Genomic DNA, 17025 nt, shown 5'->3' with positions numbered 1-17025 from the left:
TACGTCATCCCGTCTGCAGATATTCGTTGATCATGGTTGCGATCTGTGCCAGCGGTTCAGGCTGCATGAGCTCGTAGTGACCCCACGGCACAGGGCGGACCTCCACGTGCCCGTCGACGTGATCGCGCCATCCCGCCGGGTCCCTGGCCTCGGGACGGCCGCCGTCTGCCTGCACGAACAGGACGTCTCCCCGGAAGGTTCCGGGCTCGTACCCGTCGGCCAGCCCGATGTTGTTGCGCGACACGAGAGCGATGTCCGCCAGGTAGCGCTCGTCGAGGTTGTTGAGGGCCCCGTACTGCAGATGTAGCCGCACTGCCAGCTCATCCGCCTCCGGCACTTCGGTCGCGGTGCCCCCGTACAGGTAGCTGTCCAACAGGACCAGCGAAGAGACCTCATGTCCCTGCCGCTGCAGCTCGACGGCCATGGCATGGGCCACATTGCCTCCGAACGACCACCCCAGCAGGCGGTATGGGCCCTGCGGCTGAATGCGGCGAACCTGCTCCAGGTAGTCGTGCACCATCTCCTCGATCTTCGGCGGCAGCGGCTCGGCGGCGCCGAGACCGCGCGCCTGAAGCCCCAGGATCGGGACCTCCTCGGGCAGGTAGCGGCTCAGACCGGCGTAGCACCAGCTCAGGCCGGTCACCGGGTGGACCACGAAAAGAGGCGCGGCGGTGCCGCGCTGCCGGATGGGCAGTACGACGCCGAATGGATCTGCATGAGAGCCACCGTCCAGCCGGGCCGCCAGCGCGGCCACCGTGGGCGCCTGGAACAGGTCCTGGATACCCGGGCCGACGCCGAGACTCGCCTTGATCCGGTTCATCAACCGGACCGCCAGCAGCGAATGCCCGCCCAGTTCGAAGAAGTTGTCCAGCACACCCACCCGGTCGAGGCCGAGCGCCTCGGCGAAGAGCTGGCACAGGATCTCCTCGCGAGGTGTCCGCGGCCCGGCATCACCGGCGTTCACGAGCCGGTCCGGTGCGGGCAGCGCCGCGCGGTCCAGCTTGCCGTTGGCGCTGACGGGCAACTCCTCCAGGAGCACGAAGTGCGCCGGCACCATGTACGACGGCAGCACCCGGGTCAGCCGGTCACGAAGCCGCCCTACGTCGAACGACGGCGTCGCAGGCACGACATAGGCCGCGAGGTACAGGTCCCCGGGACGATCCTTGCGGGCCGACACGGCGACCTGGGCGACGTCCGCGTCCCGGGAGATCTCCGACTCGACCTCACCGGGCTCGATCCGAAACCCGCGGACCTTCACCTGGTCGTCGATGCGCTCCAGGTACTCCAGCTCCCCGGTGGGCAGCCAGCGGACCAGGTCACCGGTCCGGTACATCCGTTCCCCCGGCGGGCCGTACGGGCATGCCACGAATCGCTGCGCGGTCAGCCCGCGACGGTCCAGGTAGCCGCGGGCCAACTGGACCCCGGCGAGGTACAGCTCACCCACCACCCCGATGGGGACCGGCCGCAGAGCCTCGTCCAGTACATAGGCCCGCACATTCGCCACCGGCCGGCCGATCGGTGCGCTGACCCCCGAGATGTCGTCGCCGGCACCCGACCACACGGTGACGACGACCGTCGTCTCTGTCGGGCCGTAAAGGTTGACCAGCGGGCCGGCCCGCCGCACGAGTGTGGCCGGCAGGGCCTCGCCGCCGGAGTAGAGCCGCATTCCCCGCTTCAGCGACGGCAGTGCCTCGGTCAGCAGCGACGGCACGAACACGACATGAGTGGCGCCGTTGCGGTCGGCATAAGCGCCCAGCAGTTCCGGGTCGGCGAGCAGGTCGTCCGGTACGACACAGAGCTTCGCGCCGCAGATGAGGGGGTACCACATCTCCCAGACGGAGGAGTCGAAACTCCAGCTGGATCGGGCCATCATGACGTGCTCCGCGCCCAGCGGCTCGCTGCGGCGCTGCCACTCCAGCAGGTTCGCGATCGCCTCCTGGACCACGACCACGCCCTTGGGCTTACCGGTCGACCCCGAGGTGTAGATGACATACGCCGCGTCCGCCGGGCTGACGTCGCGCCGCGGATCAGCGTCCGGCCGGCCGGCGACCTGCGGCAGCCGGTCCAGGGTGAACAGCGGACGGGCGTCGTCGCGGATGTAGGCGATCCGGTCGGCCGGATACCGCGGATCGATCGGCAGGTAGGCCGCGCCCGTCTTGGCGACCGCGAGTGCGGCCGCCACGAACTCCACGCCCCGCGGGAGCGCGATCGCCACCAGCCGGTCGGGCCCGGCGCCGATGCCGATCAGATGGTGTGCGAGCCGGTTGGCCCACCGGTTCAACTCGGCATAGCTGAGCTCGTCGTCCGCGCACACCACGGCCGGGGCGTCGGGCGTGCGCCGTACCTGTTCCTCGAACAGGTCCGCGAGCGTCAGGCCCGTTCGTGGATGACCGGTGTCGTTCCACGCTTCCAGGACCTGGTGCCGCTCGGCGGGGGACAGGATCTCCGTCCGGCCGATGCGCAGCTCTGCATCTTCGGCGACCTGCTCCAGGACGCGGGCCAGCATCCCCGCGACCCGTTCGGCGGTCGCGTGGTCGAACAGATCCGTCCGGTAGTCGATCAGACAGGCCAGCCGTGCCGGTCGGCCGTCTGCGAAACGATGGGCGGAGAAGGTGAAAGTCAGGTCGAACTTGGCGTCCCTGAGCGGGATGGTCTCGGCCGCGGCGTCGATGTCGGCGAAGGCCATCTCGCTGTCGGGCGCGTCAGCGAGGGTCACCATCACCGAGAACAGCGGGTTCTGGGCCATGGAGCGGGCCGGCCTGAGCTCCTCGACCACTCGATCGAACGGTAGGTCCTGGTGGGCGAACGCGGCCAGGGTCGCCCCGCGGACCCGAGCCAGCAGATCGGTGAACGTCGGATCCCCGGCGGTGTCGGTACGCACCACCAGCGTGTTGACGAAGAAGCCGACCAGGTCGTCCAGCGCGTCGTGGGTACGCCCGGCCACCAGGGTCCCCAGCGGGATGTCGGTCCCGGCCCCCAGCCTGGTGAGCAGTGCGCAGACCGCGGCCTGGACGACCATGAACACCGTCGCGCCGCGGGACCGGGCCAGCTCGCTCAGACGCTGGTGAATGCTCGGCGCGCACTCGACCAGCACCGCGCCGCCGTCCAAGCTGGGGGTGGCCGGCCGCGGCCGGTCGAAGGGCAGGTTCAGCTGCTCCGGCACGCCGGCCAGGACGCCGCGCCAGTACGCCAGTTGGGCGGCGGCCAGACTGTGCGGATCCCGCTCGTCTCCCAGCACCTCGCGCTGCCACAGCGTGTAGTCGGCGTACTGGACCGGCAGCGCAGCCCACTGCGGTGCCGTCCCCCGGGACCGGGCCGCGTACGCGTCAGCGAGATCTCGCCAGAACGGCTGCACCGCCAGACCGTCGATGGCGATGTGGTGCACCACCACCGACAGCAGGTGCTCGGTGGGACCGACACGTGCCAGCATCACCCGCAGCGGCGGCTCCGCGCCCAGATCGAACTCGTATGCCGCCTCGTCCGCCAGAAGCGCGCCGAGATCGCCCTCCGGTGCGGTCACCACCCGCCACGCCGTCGTCGCGTCCGCCGGGTCGAGGATCCGCTGGCTCGGCAAACCGTCGTGCTCGGGAAAGACCGTACGCAAGGTTTCATGCCGTGCCACCAGATCCCGGAACGCCGCGCGCAGCGCCGACAGGTCGAGCTCGCCACGCAGCCGCAGCGCCATCGGCACGTTGTAGGCCGACCGGTAGCCACCGACCCGGTGCAGGAACCAGAGCCGCTGCTGGGCCTGCGACAGGGGCAGGTCAGCCGGCCGGAGCCGGGCCACGAGCGGGATTCGTACGTTTCCGGCCCGGTCGAGCACGGCGGCCAGACGTGCGGCCGTGGGGTTCTCGAACACATCGCGGACGGTCACGTCCGCGCCGAGCACCGACTGGATGCGGCCGGCCAGCCGGATCGCGGCGAGCGAGTGGCCGCCCAGCCGGAAGAAGTCGTCGTCCACACCGACATGTTCCAGACCGACGGTCTGCGCGATCAGACCGCACAGCATCTCCTCCCGCGCGGTGCGTGGGCGGTCCCGGTCCTCCGTGGTCTCGTATCGGGGCGCGGGCAACGCGCGCCGATCGACCTTTCCGTTGGCGGTGAGTGGAAGGCGGTCCAGCACGATCACGGCCGAGGGCACCATGTAGTCCGGGAGGCGATCGGCTACGAACTGCCGGACGGCCTGCGGATCCGCGGGCCGGGCCGCAGCCGCGACCACGTAACCGACGAGCCGCTTGTCTCCCGGTTGATCCTCACGGACCACGGCGACTGCCTGAGCCACGCCGGGGTGGGCCAGGATCGAGGCCGTGACCTCTTCGAGCTCGATCCGGAAGCCCCGAAGTTTCACCTGGTCGTCGGCGCGTCCCAGGTACTCCAGCAGACCGCCCTTGTTCCACCGCACCAGGTCACCGCTTCGGTACATCCTCGACCCCGGCGTGCCGAACGGGCAGGCCACGAACCGCTCGGACGTCGTCGCCGGGCGACCGAGATACCCCCTCGCCAGGCCGGTTCCGGCGATGTACAGCTCCCCGACGACGCCGGGCGGCACCGGACGCAAGGCCCCGTCCAGGACGTAGACGTTCGTGTTGTCCAACGGGGCACCGATGGGAAAGCCCGAGGTCGGCGCCGTGGCCGCCTCGGCACGGTGGCCGGTGGCGAAGGTCGTGGTCTCCGTCGGGCCATAGCCGTTGGTCACGGCCGTGCCGGGGCAGTGTTCGAGGACGCGGCGCACTGCCGAAGCGGGCACCACGTCCCCGCCTGTCCACACCTCTCGGACGGTGGCCAGGCACTGCGGCCGCGCGTCCGCGACAAGCTGGAACAGTCCAGAGGTCAACCACAGGCCGGTGACGCGGTGCCGGGCGAGTTCGGCGGCGAGGCCGTCCACCTCCAGCTCACCCGGCGGCGCCACCACCACCTGTCCTCCGCGCAGCAGCGGCACCCACAGCTCGTAGGTCGAGGCGTCGAACGCGGGCGGCGAGTGCAGGAGCACACGGTCGTGTGCGCCACCGTCCCAGCGCCGGTCCGCGGTCAGCTCGACGATGTTGCGATGGGTGACGGCGACACCCTTCGGCACGCCGGTCGAGCCGGAGGTGTAGATGACGTAGGCGAGCCGGTCGGGGCTGATCCGCACCGCCGGCGGCGCCTCGGCGGGCCCATCGTCGAGGAGCCGGCTGGGCAGCACGGAAGAGGGGACGCCGAACTCTGTCGCGCGAGCGGACATGCCGGCTCCGACCAGCATGAACACGGTCCCTGACTCGCTGATCACCTGCTTGATCCGGTCGGTCGGATCCGCCTGGCGCAGCGGGACGTAGGCCGCACCGGCCTTCAGGATCGCCAGTGTCGCCGCCACCGACTCGATGGAACGCTCACTCAGCAACGCGACCCGCTGCTCCGGCTGGACGCCGTGGGCCACGAGCGCGGCGGCTATCCGGTTCGCGCTCGCGTCCAGTTGCCGGTAGGTCAGCGCGCGCCGACCGCATGAGACGGCGATCGCGTCGGGGTTCCGCGCGACCTGGGCGTCGAACCGCTCGGGCACGCTGCAGGCCTGGGGCAGCCGGTCCGTGCCGTTCCAGGTCACGAGTACCTGGTCGCGCTCCTCGCCGGTCAGCAGGCTCACCTGGCCGATCGGCCGGTGCGGGTCTGCCACCATGGCGGACAGGACGCGCTCCAGCCGGCCGCAGATCTGCTCGACGGTGGCCCGGTCGAACAGGTCGGTGGCGAACTCGACAAGGCAGTGGATGCCTTCGTCGCCCGCAGGCTCCAGGAAGCTGAACGCCAGGTCGAACTTGGCGGTCATGGTGTCGAACCACACCGGGCTCGCCTCGATGCCCGGAAGCGACAGGGTGCTCTCGTCGGCGTTCTGGTAGACCAGCATCACCTGGAACAGCGGATGGCGGGCAAGGGAGCGGACCGGGTTGACCGCCTCCACGATCCGCTCGAACGGCAGGTCCTGGCAGTCGTAGGCGGTCAGGTCGGCTTCGCGCACTCTGGCCACGAGCTCATGGAACGTCGGATCGCCCGACAGGTCGTAGCGCAGGACCTGCGTGTTGATGAAGAAGCCGACCAGATCATTGAGCTTCTCATCGCGCCGGCCCGCGACGACGCCGCCCAACGCGATGTCGGTGCCGGCGCCGTGGTGGTGAAGCAGTGCCGCGACCGCGGCCTGCAACACCATGCACATGCTCGACCGTGTCTGCAGCGCCAACTCCCGCAGGCGTCTTTGCAGTTCGGGGGGCAGGGTCAGCGCCACACCGTCGCCCCGGTCGCTCGGGGTGCCCGGTCGGGGCCGATCCGCGGGAAGAGGCAGTTCCTCGGCCAATCCGTCGAGCGCGGACCGCCAGTGGGCCAGCTGCCGCGCCGCCAGGCTGGTCGGGTCCGCCTCGTCGCCGAGCAGTTCCTGCTGCCAGAGTGTGTAGTCGGCGTACTGCACCGGCAGGGGCTGCCAGCCGGGCGGCTCACCAGCGCTGCGCGCCCGGTACGCCGCTGCCAGGTCCCGCCAGAACGGCCCCATCGACCAGCCGTCGCCGGCGATGTGATGCAGGGTGATGGCGAGCACGTGTTCTTGCCGGGCGAGCCGGAAGACCCAGCACCGGATCGGCAGGTCCACGGTCAGGTCGAATCTGTACTCGGCGGCCCGGCGAAGGATGCTCGGCCACTCACCGGGTGCGACATCCACGACCGCCGGATCCGTGTGGGCGTCACCTGGCGGGAGAATGTGCTGACAGGCGGTGCCGTCCGCGACGGGGAAGATCGTACGCAGGGCTTCATGCCGCTCGACGACGTCGGCCAGCGCTGCCCGTAGCACCGGCAGGTCCAAGGACCCGGACAGCCGGTAGGCGACCGGGATGTTGTAGGTCGAACTCGGCCCCTGGGCCTCAGCGATGAACCACAGCCGCTGCTGGGCAGGTGAAAGCGGCAGGCGCTCGGGACGGGCCCGGGCGCTCAACGGTGTCCACGTCCCCTTCTCGCGGTCCATGATCGCGGCCAGGCCCGCCGGGGTCGGATTCTCGAAGACGTCGCGGACCGACAACTCGGCCCCGAAACTCGCCCGGACCCGGCTCAGTAGCTGGGTGGCCAGCAGCGAGTGACCGCCGTGCTCGAAGAAGTCGTCGAACGCACGGACCACGTCCTTGCCGAGCAGGTCGGCGAACAGCCCGCACAGGATCTCCTCGCGAGGCGAGCGCCGGCTGCGGCCGGTGCCCGCGGCCTCGGGCTCCGGATCGGCGAGGTCGCGCCGGTTCAGCTTCCCGCTCGTGGTCAGCGGAAGCTCGTCCAGTCCCACGAAGGCCGCCGGAATCATGTACGTCGGCAGCAGGTCGCCCAGGAAGCGGCGTAGTGCCGCGCTGTCCACGCGGCCCGATCGCGAGACCACGTACGCGACCAGCCGCCGTTGCGCCGCCGCGTCGCCCCGAACGATGACCGCAGCGTGCGCGACATCCGGGTGCCGGCGAAGGGCCAGTTCGACCTCTCCGGGCTCGATCCGGAATCCTCGGATCTTGACTTGTTCGTCCACCCGTCCCAGGTAGGCGATCGCGCCGTCATCGGTCCACCGAACAAGATCACCGGTGCGGTACATCCGGGCACCCGCCGGCCCGAACGGATTGGCCACGAACCGTTCCGCGGTCAGCGCGGGCCGGCCCAGGTAACCCCGAGCCAGCTGAACACCCGCCAGGTAGAGTTCGCCGGGCATGCCGGGAGGCACCGGGCGAAGCGCGGCGTCGAGCACGTACGCACGCGTGTTCCACAGCGGCCGTCCCACCAGCGGCCGCCCGCTTTCGGCCACCGGCCAGCTCAAGGCATCGACGGTGCACTCGGTCGGTCCGTAGTAGTTGCGGCTGTCCACACCGCGCGTCGACCGCAACCGGTCCCACAGCTCCTGGCCGAGAGCCTCACCGCCGAGCATCAGCAATGACGGTGCCCCGGTCGAACCGTCCAGCAGGCCCGCCTCGACCAGCTGCTCGGCATAGGAGGGCGTGATGTCCAGGAAGTCCAGCCCGTGCGTGCCGACATAGGCCACCAGCCGATGCGGGTCGCGCCGTACGTCCTCCTCGATCAGGTGCAGCTCGTGGCCGGCGAGCATGGCCAGCGGCCCTTCCCATGACGTGTCGAAGGACAGCGCGGCGCTCAGCCCGACCCGTAAGCGCTCGCGGCCCAGCTTCTCGGCGTGCGGGCCGAACAGCTCGGCCTCCTGGTAGGCCAGCAGGTTGCGCAGGCTCCGAAGGGCGACCACCACCCCCTTGGGCCTGCCGGTCGAGCCAGAGGTGTAGATCACGTACGCCGCGTTGTCCGGACGCAGCGGCGCGAGCCGGTCCCGATCGGTCAGATCGGCCGCAGACGCAGCGGCTATCAGGGCGATGTCGCTCGCCTCGTCCAGAACGAGGAACCTGGCCCCACCCACCGCGTCCGGCAGCGACTCCCGCACCGCGCCCACGGTGACCAGCACCGCGGGGCGCGAGTCGCTCAGCACCTGCGCGATGCGCTCGCGGGGATGGTCGAGTTCTATCGGCACGCATACGCCGCCCGCCTTCAGCACGGCGAGCAGCGCGACGATCTGCTCGCTGCCGCGGGGTAGGGCCAGCCCGACCGCCACCTCGGCTGCCACGCCATAGCTGACCAGCACTCGCGCCAGTCGATTGACCCGGGAGTTCAGCTCGGCGTATGTCATGGCCGAGCCGGCGAACACCAATGCGATCCCGTCCGGATCGCGGGCTGCTCTCAGCGCAAGACAGCCGTCCATCAGGCCCTCGCCGACCGGGCGATCCGTCCGGTTCCACGCGTCGACGACCAGGCCGCGCTCCGCGGGATCCAGCAGGTTGATCGCGGTCAGCTCGACATCGGGATTCGCGACGACCTGCTCCAGGATCAGCACGTACTGACGCAGTAGCCGAGCGGCGGTGCGCTGCGCGAACAGGTCCTTCCGGTAACCGATCTTGATGGTCAGCGAGCCGTCCAGCACGATCGTGTCCAACTCCAGGTCGAACCGGACGACCGACTCGGTCCGGTAGACACGCTTGAAGGCCTCGACCCGGGTGCCGCCTGCGTCGGTGCGGCGATCCCCGTTGTGGACGCAGATCACATCGAAGATCGCGTTGCGCCCGGAGTCGCGCTGCGGCTGCACGGCCGCCACCACCCGTTCGAAGGGGGTGTCCTGCCGGCGATATCCCTCGAGGGCTTTGGCGTTGACGTGCTTCAGCAGCTCGCGAAATGTGCCGGCCGTGTCCAGCCGGGTACGCAGCACCACCGTGTTGACGAAGTATCCGATGAGGTCCTTGTACTTACGCAGGGCACGCCCGGCCTGGATCGAACCGATCGTGATGTCCTGCTGGCCGGAGTGGGCGGAGAGCAGGATGCTGAACGCCGCCGCCAGGGCGCTGGAGATCGCGCAGCGCTCCCGATTGGCCAGCTCGCGCAGCTCTGCGGTCCGTTCTGCCGACATCGTCGCGCTGACCGAACCTGCCGTGAAGTCGGGCACGGTGGGCCGCGAATGGTCCAGCGGCAATTCGAGGACCTCGAAGTCGGCGAGTTCGCCGGTCCAGTAATCGAGGTACTCCCCGAGGACGGCTTCGTTCAAGCGTGTGCGCTGGGCGTCGGCGAACTCGTCGTACTGCGCGACCAGGGGATCGAGGCCGGTGTCCGGCTCGCCCAGCTCTGCGCGGTACAGCGCGAGAAGGTCGCGCTCGAACAGGCCCAGCGACCAGCCGTCCGTGACGATGTGATGCATCGACAGGATCAGTACGTCCGGACCGTCGGCGCAGGTGACCGCCATCGCCCGGATGGGTGGAGCTAGTGCCAGGTCGAACGGCACCGACGCTGCGGCGTCAGCGATCGGCAGCCAGTGCGGGGCTTCGGTCGTGTCGTGCCACGACAGCGGGATCGCGAAGCCGCTCACCACGTCCACGGTCGGCAGCCCGGCCGCGTCGGTGACGTATCGGGTACGCAGGATCCGATGCCGATCGACGAGCTTCGCCAGCGCGGCCGCCAGGGCTCGCCTGTCGACGGGGGCGGAGAACTCGAACGCCAGCAGCACGCCATAGGCGGTGCTGTGCGGATCGAGCTGCTGCAGCCACCACATCCGTTCCTGGCCGAAGGACATCGGCGGGAGCTTGGCCGGCCTGACTTCGTCGTACGGCAGCGGGTCACTCATCGCCACGACAGGTCCCCCCCACGTCGCTCCTGGCTGTCATCGATCGGGCGCGACGTCATGTACAGTCGGCGGCTCCACGTTGTCGCCATGATCGAAGGAGCCTCGTGAGCCACGAAATCGAGCGTAAGTTCCTCGTCACCGGAGACTCCTGGCGAGACGCCGTCGCCGAGTCCCAGTCCATCCGGCAGGGCTACCTCAGCGTCGACGCCGAACGCGTGGTGCGGATCCGGCTCGTCGACGAGCAGCACGGGTTCGTCACGATCAAGAGCAAGCGGGTCGGTTACACGCGATCGGAGTTCGAGTACGCCATACCTGCCGACGACGCGAAGTTCCTGCTCGACGAGATGTGCCTGCGGCCACTGCTGGAGAAGCGTCGCCACCTGCTGTCCACCCCGCCGGGCAGCTGGATCGTCGACGAGTTCGAGGGCGCACATGCCGGCCTCGTCGTCGCGGAAGTCGAGCTGCCCAGCGAGGACACCGCGATCGACATCCCCGGCTGGGTGTCCCGTGAAGTGACCCACGACGACTCCTATGCCAACAGCGCCCTCGTCGCGAGCGCCGCCGACCGGTAGGCAGACCGCTTGCCGGCCGGAATCGCCGCGGATCATCGAGATCCGGCCTGTCGCGCGGCGTCCCGGCGGGGCCTTCGGGGCGGCTCGGGCAGCGCCCGTCGATCCAGCTTGCCGCTGGGGGTGAGGGGAAACGAATCCAGCACGACGATGTGCGTGGGAATCATGAACTCGGGCAGTCCCCGGCGCAGATGGTGGGTCAGGTCCTCGTCGGAGCACTGCGCCACCGTCCGCACGTAGGCACAGAGGTACTTCTGCTCCCGTCGTTCGCGCACCGTGACCACAGCCTCGGCCACGGCCGGGTGCGTGCGCAGTCGCTGCTCGATCTCGCCGAGTTCGATGCGATACCCCCGCAGCTTCACCTGATGATCGATGCGTCCGAGGTACTCGATGTTGCCGTCGGACAGCAGGCGGGCCAGGTCGCCGGTCCGGTAGATCCTCGCCTCGCCGGGAAACGGGTTCTCGGCGAACTTCTCCCGGGTCAGCTCGGGCCGGTCGAGGTAGCCCCGGGCGAGGTTGACGCCGGCTATGCAGAGCTCTCCAGGCATACCGACCGGCTGGACGCGCGACCTGTCGTCCAGCACGTACAACCGCGTGTTGTCGATGGGTGTGCCGATCGGAATCCGGGTGTCGCCCCGGTGGTGGAGCAGGCTGTAGTGGGAGACGTCCACGGTGGCCTCGGTCGGTCCGTACAGGTTGATCAGCTCGGTGCCGTGCGGGTCGGCGAGCAGGCGTCGGAACCTGTCCACGTGATGGGAGCCCAGTGCTTCGCCGCTGGAGAAGACCTGCCGCAGAGACTTCAACCGGGCCGCGGCGTCGACCTGATCGGTGAACGACAGGAACGCCGTGAGCATCGACGGCACGAAGTGCATCGTGGTGACGCCGTGGTCGTGCACGGAACGGATCATCCTGGCGGCGTCCTTGTGGCCTTCCGGTTCGAGCAGGCAGACCGTCGCTCCTTCGAACGCCCACCAGAACAGCTCCCACACCGACACGTCGAAGGAGATCGGGGTCTTCTGCAGGATCCGGTCGCCGGGCGCGATCGGATAGGCCTTCTGCATCCAGCTGATCCGGTTGACGACCGAGTGGTGCTCGATCATCACACCCTTGGGATTGCCGGTCGAACCCGACGTGTAGATGACGTAGGCCAGATCCGTGCTGGAGCCCGCGACCGGCAACGGCGAATCGTCGGGGCTGTACGACGTGGGACTGTCCAGGTCGATGATCTGATGGCGCCGGTCCAGGCCGGCCACGCACGCGTGCGATGCGAGCACCAGGCACGCACCGGAATCGGCGAGCATGTACTCGATCCGCTCCTGCGGGTAGCCGGGGTCCACCGGCAGGTACGCCGCGCCGGCGCGCAGAATCGCATAGACGGCGACCAGCATCTGCGGGGACCGCTCGGCGATGACGGCGATGACCTGATCGCGGCCGGCGCCTCGGCCCGCAAGCGTGCGGGCGAGCCGGTTGACCTGCCGATCGAACTCGGCGTAGGTGAGCGAGAAGCCATCGCCCACGACCGCGGGCGCCTGCGGGTGCGCGGCGGCGGTGCGCGCCAGCATCTCATCGATGCGGGCCCGGTCGTCGTACGGGCATGAGGTGTCGTTGCACGCGGCGATCAGGGCCAGATCTTCGGCGCTGGTCAGGGCGACGGCGGCGACTTCGGCAGCGGCGTCGCTGTGCGCGTGCGACCACAGCACGGCGAACTGGTCGAGCACCCGCCGGACCGTCGCGGTGGAGTAGCGGGAGCTGTCGAAGTCGGCGCTCAGCTGCAGGCCGTCAGCCGAGGGCGCGGCGATGCGCAACAGCAGTGCCGCCCGGGTGGCCGACGCGGCCGGTGGTTGGCGTTCGCCGTCCCACACGATCGCCGTCCCGATGCGGTGCGGGGCGGGCGTGAGCTCGTCCTGCATCCGCGTCGAGGCCGGGTCGGCGGTGTGCTGGGCGGCATCGGACCCGGAATCGCGCAGCCGCGCGGTCAGGCTCTGGAAAGTGTCTGTCGCTTCGACCGAACTGCGCAGCTCCAGCTCCTCGCCACCGGCCATGTCCGCTCGGCCGACGGCCACCGGGCCGTAGCCGGTGTACCGGGCGACGAGCACGGCCAGCACCGCCGTCGCCACGGTGTACAGCTCCTGGTCCGAGCAGTTGTGCTGCGGCAGGGCGAGCATGCGCGACACCCGGTCGCGACCGCCCGGTCGGGCGCCCCGAGGGAAGTCGGGCGGCAGCGAGCCGGCATCGGCCCTGTCGTCGGGCTCGCGGCGCTCAGCGCCAACGTCCTGCGACGCTGTATTCATCGGTTCGACTCTCTGGCAGGCTGCGGAATGCGCGGGACCGGCCTGACGGCGGCGGTGGGCGAGCCGATCGGCCCCGGGCCGGCCCGCCCACCGCCACCGCGGCGGTGATCCCTACTTGGGCTGGCTCTTCTCGAGGGTCTTGAGCACCTCGCCGTACCAGTCGAGCTCGGGCTCGCTGACCGTGGGGTCGCTGACGTACCAGTCATCGCGTTGGGCGATGCCCAGCTGCTGCGCCACAGTCCGGACGATCTTGGTGCTGGTGGCCCATTTGATCACCGTCTCGTCCCGCGACGAGGCGAACGGGACCTTGAGGCCGCTCGTGATCAATTCCATGGTCCGGTCGATCTCGTGCACCAGGTCGTCGACCGGCGGGATCGGGGCCAGCCACCGTTGCCACACCTGATCGGCGAGCGCGGGGTTGAGGCCCTCCAGCAGCTGCATCGCCTGCATCGCCCGGTCGAGCCGGTCCTCCGACCAGGGCACCGTGATGCCCGCGTCAGCCAGGAAGAGCACGACGCTGTTGAGGAGCATCTGCTGCTGCGCCCACCATGCCAGGCCGAGCTGGCCGGCGTCGAGGGCGCCGTCGAGGTCGTGCCGCAGCGCCATCGTCGCCAGGTGCTCGTAGTTGAGGTCGCTGTGCTCCTTGACCCACGTCTTCAGCGGTTTCGCCACCACGGACACGGCTATGCCACCTCTCCTGCGCTGCGGTGCAGATAGCCGCCTCGTCCCAGCTCGCGGAGCACGGCGGACGCGGCGGCGCCCAGCTCCCCGCGGGAGACCTGCAGCTTCGTAGCGATGTTCGCCGTGGCGTCCGTCCAGGGCGCTCCGGCCGCCAGCTCGCTGATGACGAGCGCCACGACACCGGAGACCCGGGCCACGGACTGCGCACCGCGCACCAGATACTGCGCGTCGCCGTCAGTGATCACCTGGACGTTCTCGGCCAGTTCCCAGGGCTGGTCGGGGAACGCCTGGCGCACGTCGTCGGTCAGCGGGATCCGCTCACGTGCCTGCGACAGATGGGTGGTGGTGTCCGGCGACGAATCCAGGTAGCCGCTCAAACAGGCGGTGTACTGCGCAGTGCCGGCACCGAAGTGGCGAGCTGCCTTGACCTCGGCCCACTTGATGGAGGGATAGCCCTCCCCGGCGTCGGCGAGCACGCTCGTGGCCCGCCACAGCGCGGCTTCCCGGAGCAGGACCTGGGCGCCGCGGGTCTGTCCCATGGCGTGTGCGACGGCTCCGCGGGCCAGGTGGTGGTATGCCCGCACCATGGCCTTGCGGGAGAACAGGGCGCGCGAGCGGTCGACGGTGAACTCCGGCAGGATGTCGTGCACCCAGTCCTCGGCCACGAGCGGGATGCCGATCGCTATCCGGTAATAGCGGTCGAAGTCGCGGTCGTTGAGATCCTGGAGCACGTCGGCGGCGGGATCGGCGAACTTCTCGGCCAGCCGCCGCACCGTCTGGTCGCTCAGGAACTCCAGGTCCATGTAGCGGGACTCTCTGATCCCGATGGCGATGGGCTTGGGTGTGAAGCTGCCGGCCTGCTGGATGATGTAGAGGTCGATGTCGGAATTGATGTTGCCGATGCCCTCGACGATCGAGCCGGTGACGATGCAGGAGGCGTCGTCCGGCAGTGTCTTCACATATCGGTGGATCTCATTGCGGACGTCGGGCGGAATCTCGTCAGGCAGTTCCTTCGCCTGTGTCGCTGGCGTCATGCTGATCAGCTCCTTCAACCATGCATGGACAGGAGGTCAGGCCCTGAGTGACCGGAAGAGCTCGTCGAACGAGCCGCTCTGCAGGATGTCGTCGACCGTGACCTCGCGGCCGAACTCCTTGCTCAGCAGTCCGCTGAGTTCCACGGCATCCAATGAGTTGCCTCCGACGCCGAAGAAGTCGTCGTCCAGACTCAGTTCCTCCGTACCGAGAATGTCTGCGCACCTGGCAAGTAGTTCGTCACTGACGATGTGTTGAGACATTACCGACCTTCGTTGGGTGCGGGCGTGCGTCCGGGCGCATCGCAAACGTAATTGGACCGACGGAGATCAGGCCCTTGGAATCCTTTGTCGGACCGATTCATCAAGCCTCCGAATGGGAATGCAAGGTGCCCGCCGGCAGGTGTGGCGGGCGGCGGTCCGCAGCATAGTACATGTTCTTGACGCCCAGTGGGCCGTCGACGGTCGATATCTCGCTGCCTATGTGCGCACGCTTCCCTCCGGCCAGGGTCCGTTGTCGCCGTCCGCCGCGAGGCCTCTGGGTAGCGCTCGGAATGTCCGATGTATAAGAGACATACAATCTGCGTACAGTGCTCTTGATCGTAGAAAAATTGCTTGTTAGCGTTCCTCGATCCCGCTCGGGGCCTGCTTCCTCGGCGTTTGTCCATTCTCAAGAGCCGGGGGTGCCGGATGAACCATCAGCCTGCCCGAGACGGCAAAACCCGCGCGGTGTCTCGCCTACTGCGCCCCGCCGAGTCGGCGTTCGTATTCCCTGGCTTGCGACACCAGTTCACTCTCGGCGAGCGCATCGTGCTGGAGACCGGTGCGGTGCAGCGCATGGCCAGACTGCGCCAGACCGGCCTGGCCTACCTGACCATCCCCACCAACGAGAACAGCCGCCTGCCGCACTGCATGGGCACCGCGTACTGGACCGCACGGTTCATCGACGCGATGCGCGTCAACGACTACGCCGAGCACGTCGGCGACGGGTACCACGACATCGACGGCAACCGCGAGCGCCTGGCGCACCTGGAGGCGCTGCTCGGCCCGGACCTGTCCCTCGACCTGCTGGCCCGGCTGTACGCGCTGGTGCACGACTCGGATCTGCTGCCCTTCGGACACACGCTGAGTTACCAGCTCGGCTTCTACCCGCCGCCCGGCAACATCGCCCGCTTCGCCAAGTACGTGCGGGTCATCGCCGAACAGGTCACCGACTCGCCGCTGCTGGCCGCGATCGAGGACGAGGCCGAGCGGGCCCAGACCCTGGCCGCTCTGCACCGGCACCTCGACGCCGCCGAGGCCGTCGCGACCTCGGTCAACCTGCTCAGCGGCAAGCCCGGCGGGCACTCCACCCAGTCCGACGCCGAGGTGGCCCGGCTGCTGCCGGTGTACACCTTCGTCGAGACCCTGGTGACCGCGACGGTCAGTACGGACCTGCTGGACTTCTCGCTGCGCGACACCCTCGGCGCCAGCACCCCCTGGCAGTTCGACGCCGAGCTGCTCCGCTCGGTGTGCGTGTTCGCCACGCCGCCGGCCGGCCGTGAACCGGCACTGCTCGCCGGGGTCGCCGACCCCACCGGGCGGCCGGTGGACATGCTGTTCCGCTTCGGGGTGTCGGCGGTGGGCGACGGGCGCGTCAACCACCGCGCCGTCACCTACGTGGTCGACCTGCTGCGTGTGCGCTACGAGGTGCTCGAACGCATCGTGTACTCACCGGGCAAGTGCGCCGCCGACGCCATGCTCGACCGCGGTATCCGCAACATCAACTCCCATCACGCGGGGGAGCCGTTCCCGGAGCCGGAGCTGCTGGCGCTGGGCGACGACCAGTTCCTCGACTACCTCGAAGCCGATGAGCTGAAGGTCAACCTGCCGCCGGACTGCCGTCCGGTGATGGGCGAGCTGAAGGCACGCCGGCTGTGGCGCGAGGCCTACCGGCTGGAGGACCGCTCACGGCTGTCGGAGCCGGCCGTGGAGCTGCTGAGACCGGCCAAGGAGCCCTCGCAGCGCGATCTGATCGAGGAGCGGCTGCTCAAGGAGCTGCCCGGGGTGCCGCCTTCGGAAATCGTGGTGTCCTGCCTGCCGCTGAACATGCAGATGAAGGACCCGGACGTCCTGATCGGCTGGGCCGACGGGGCTGTGCTGCCGCTCGGCGAGCTGGCCGCCACGACCGGTTACGCCGAGGAGGCCCTCGGCATCACCAAGAGGTATTCGTCGCTGTGGTCGCTGTCGGTCTACACCCGGGCAGTGACGTCCGCTCAGCTCGAAGCCGTACGCAAGGCCGCCACCGCCCTGTTCGAGAACTGACGAAA

General features: G+C 69.2%; 7 protein-coding genes. 2 read left to right on the top strand and 5 right to left on the bottom strand.

Going from position 1 to position 17025, the window contains the following annotated elements; all coding sequences use genetic code 11:
* Positions 1 to 4 precede the first annotated feature (4 nt).
* Entirely contained in the window at positions 5 to 10144 is a 10140-nt protein-coding gene (locus FLL47_RS22995; RefSeq protein WP_246158467.1) for a non-ribosomal peptide synthetase, read from the bottom strand.
* Between the two features lie 104 nt (positions 10145 to 10248).
* On the opposite strand from FLL47_RS22995, the gene FLL47_RS22990 reads away from it, so the two are divergent.
* The gene (locus FLL47_RS22990) at positions 10249 to 10716 is read left to right on the top strand and encodes a CYTH domain-containing protein (protein ID WP_144122630.1); all 468 of its coding nucleotides are present in this window, start codon (positions 10249 to 10251) and stop codon (positions 10714 to 10716) included.
* A gap of 32 nt (positions 10717 to 10748) precedes the next feature.
* Here FLL47_RS22990 and FLL47_RS22985 read toward each other — a convergent pair whose 3' ends face one another.
* The 4 genes from FLL47_RS22985 to FLL47_RS22970 all read right to left on the bottom strand — a co-directional run bounded on the left by FLL47_RS22985 (position 10749) and on the right by FLL47_RS22970 (position 14980).
* The gene (locus tag FLL47_RS22985) at positions 10749 to 13004 is read right to left on the bottom strand and encodes a non-ribosomal peptide synthetase (protein ID WP_144122629.1); all 2256 of its coding nucleotides are present in this window, start codon (positions 13002 to 13004) and stop codon (positions 10749 to 10751) included.
* Between the two features lie 111 nt (positions 13005 to 13115).
* Positions 13116 to 13685: a hypothetical protein gene (locus FLL47_RS22980; protein WP_144122628.1), complete on the bottom strand. Its 570-nt coding sequence runs from the start codon at positions 13683 to 13685 to the stop codon at positions 13116 to 13118.
* 2 nt (positions 13686 to 13687) lie between these two features.
* The gene (locus tag FLL47_RS22975; protein ID WP_144122627.1) at positions 13688 to 14719 is read right to left on the bottom strand and encodes a hypothetical protein; all 1032 of its coding nucleotides are present in this window, start codon (positions 14717 to 14719) and stop codon (positions 13688 to 13690) included.
* Positions 14720 to 14755: 36 nt separating this feature from the next.
* The gene (locus FLL47_RS22970) at positions 14756 to 14980 is read right to left on the bottom strand and encodes an acyl carrier protein (protein WP_144122626.1); all 225 of its coding nucleotides are present in this window, start codon (positions 14978 to 14980) and stop codon (positions 14756 to 14758) included.
* A 513-nt stretch (positions 14981 to 15493) separates the two neighbouring features.
* On the opposite strand from FLL47_RS22970, the gene FLL47_RS22965 reads away from it, so the two are divergent.
* A complete protein-coding gene (locus tag FLL47_RS22965; protein WP_144122625.1) occupies positions 15494 to 17020 on the top strand; it encodes a hypothetical protein in 1527 nt (508 codons plus the stop codon).
* Positions 17021 to 17025 lie beyond the last annotated feature (5 nt).

The sequence above is a fragment of the Catellatospora sichuanensis genome (genome assembly GCF_007483665.1).
Taxonomy (GTDB): Bacteria; Actinomycetota; Actinomycetes; order Mycobacteriales; family Micromonosporaceae; genus Catellatospora; species Catellatospora sichuanensis.
Note: the sequence above shows the minus strand (reverse complement) of the source record. Positions and strands in the feature narration are given on the sequence as shown.

Coding starts and splice junctions, on each gene's coding strand:
- FLL47_RS22985 (WP_144122629.1), bottom strand. CDS start 13,004: ATGAATACAGCGTCGCAGGACGTTGGCGCTGAGCGCCGCGAGCCCGAC.
- FLL47_RS22970 (WP_144122626.1), bottom strand. CDS start 14,980: ATGTCTCAACACATCGTCAGTGACGAACTACTTGCCAGGTGCGCAGAC.
- FLL47_RS22995 (WP_246158467.1), bottom strand. CDS start 10,144: ATGAGTGACCCGCTGCCGTACGACGAAGTCAGGCCGGCCAAGCTCCCG.
- FLL47_RS22975 (WP_144122627.1), bottom strand. CDS start 14,719: ATGACGCCAGCGACACAGGCGAAGGAACTGCCTGACGAGATTCCGCCC.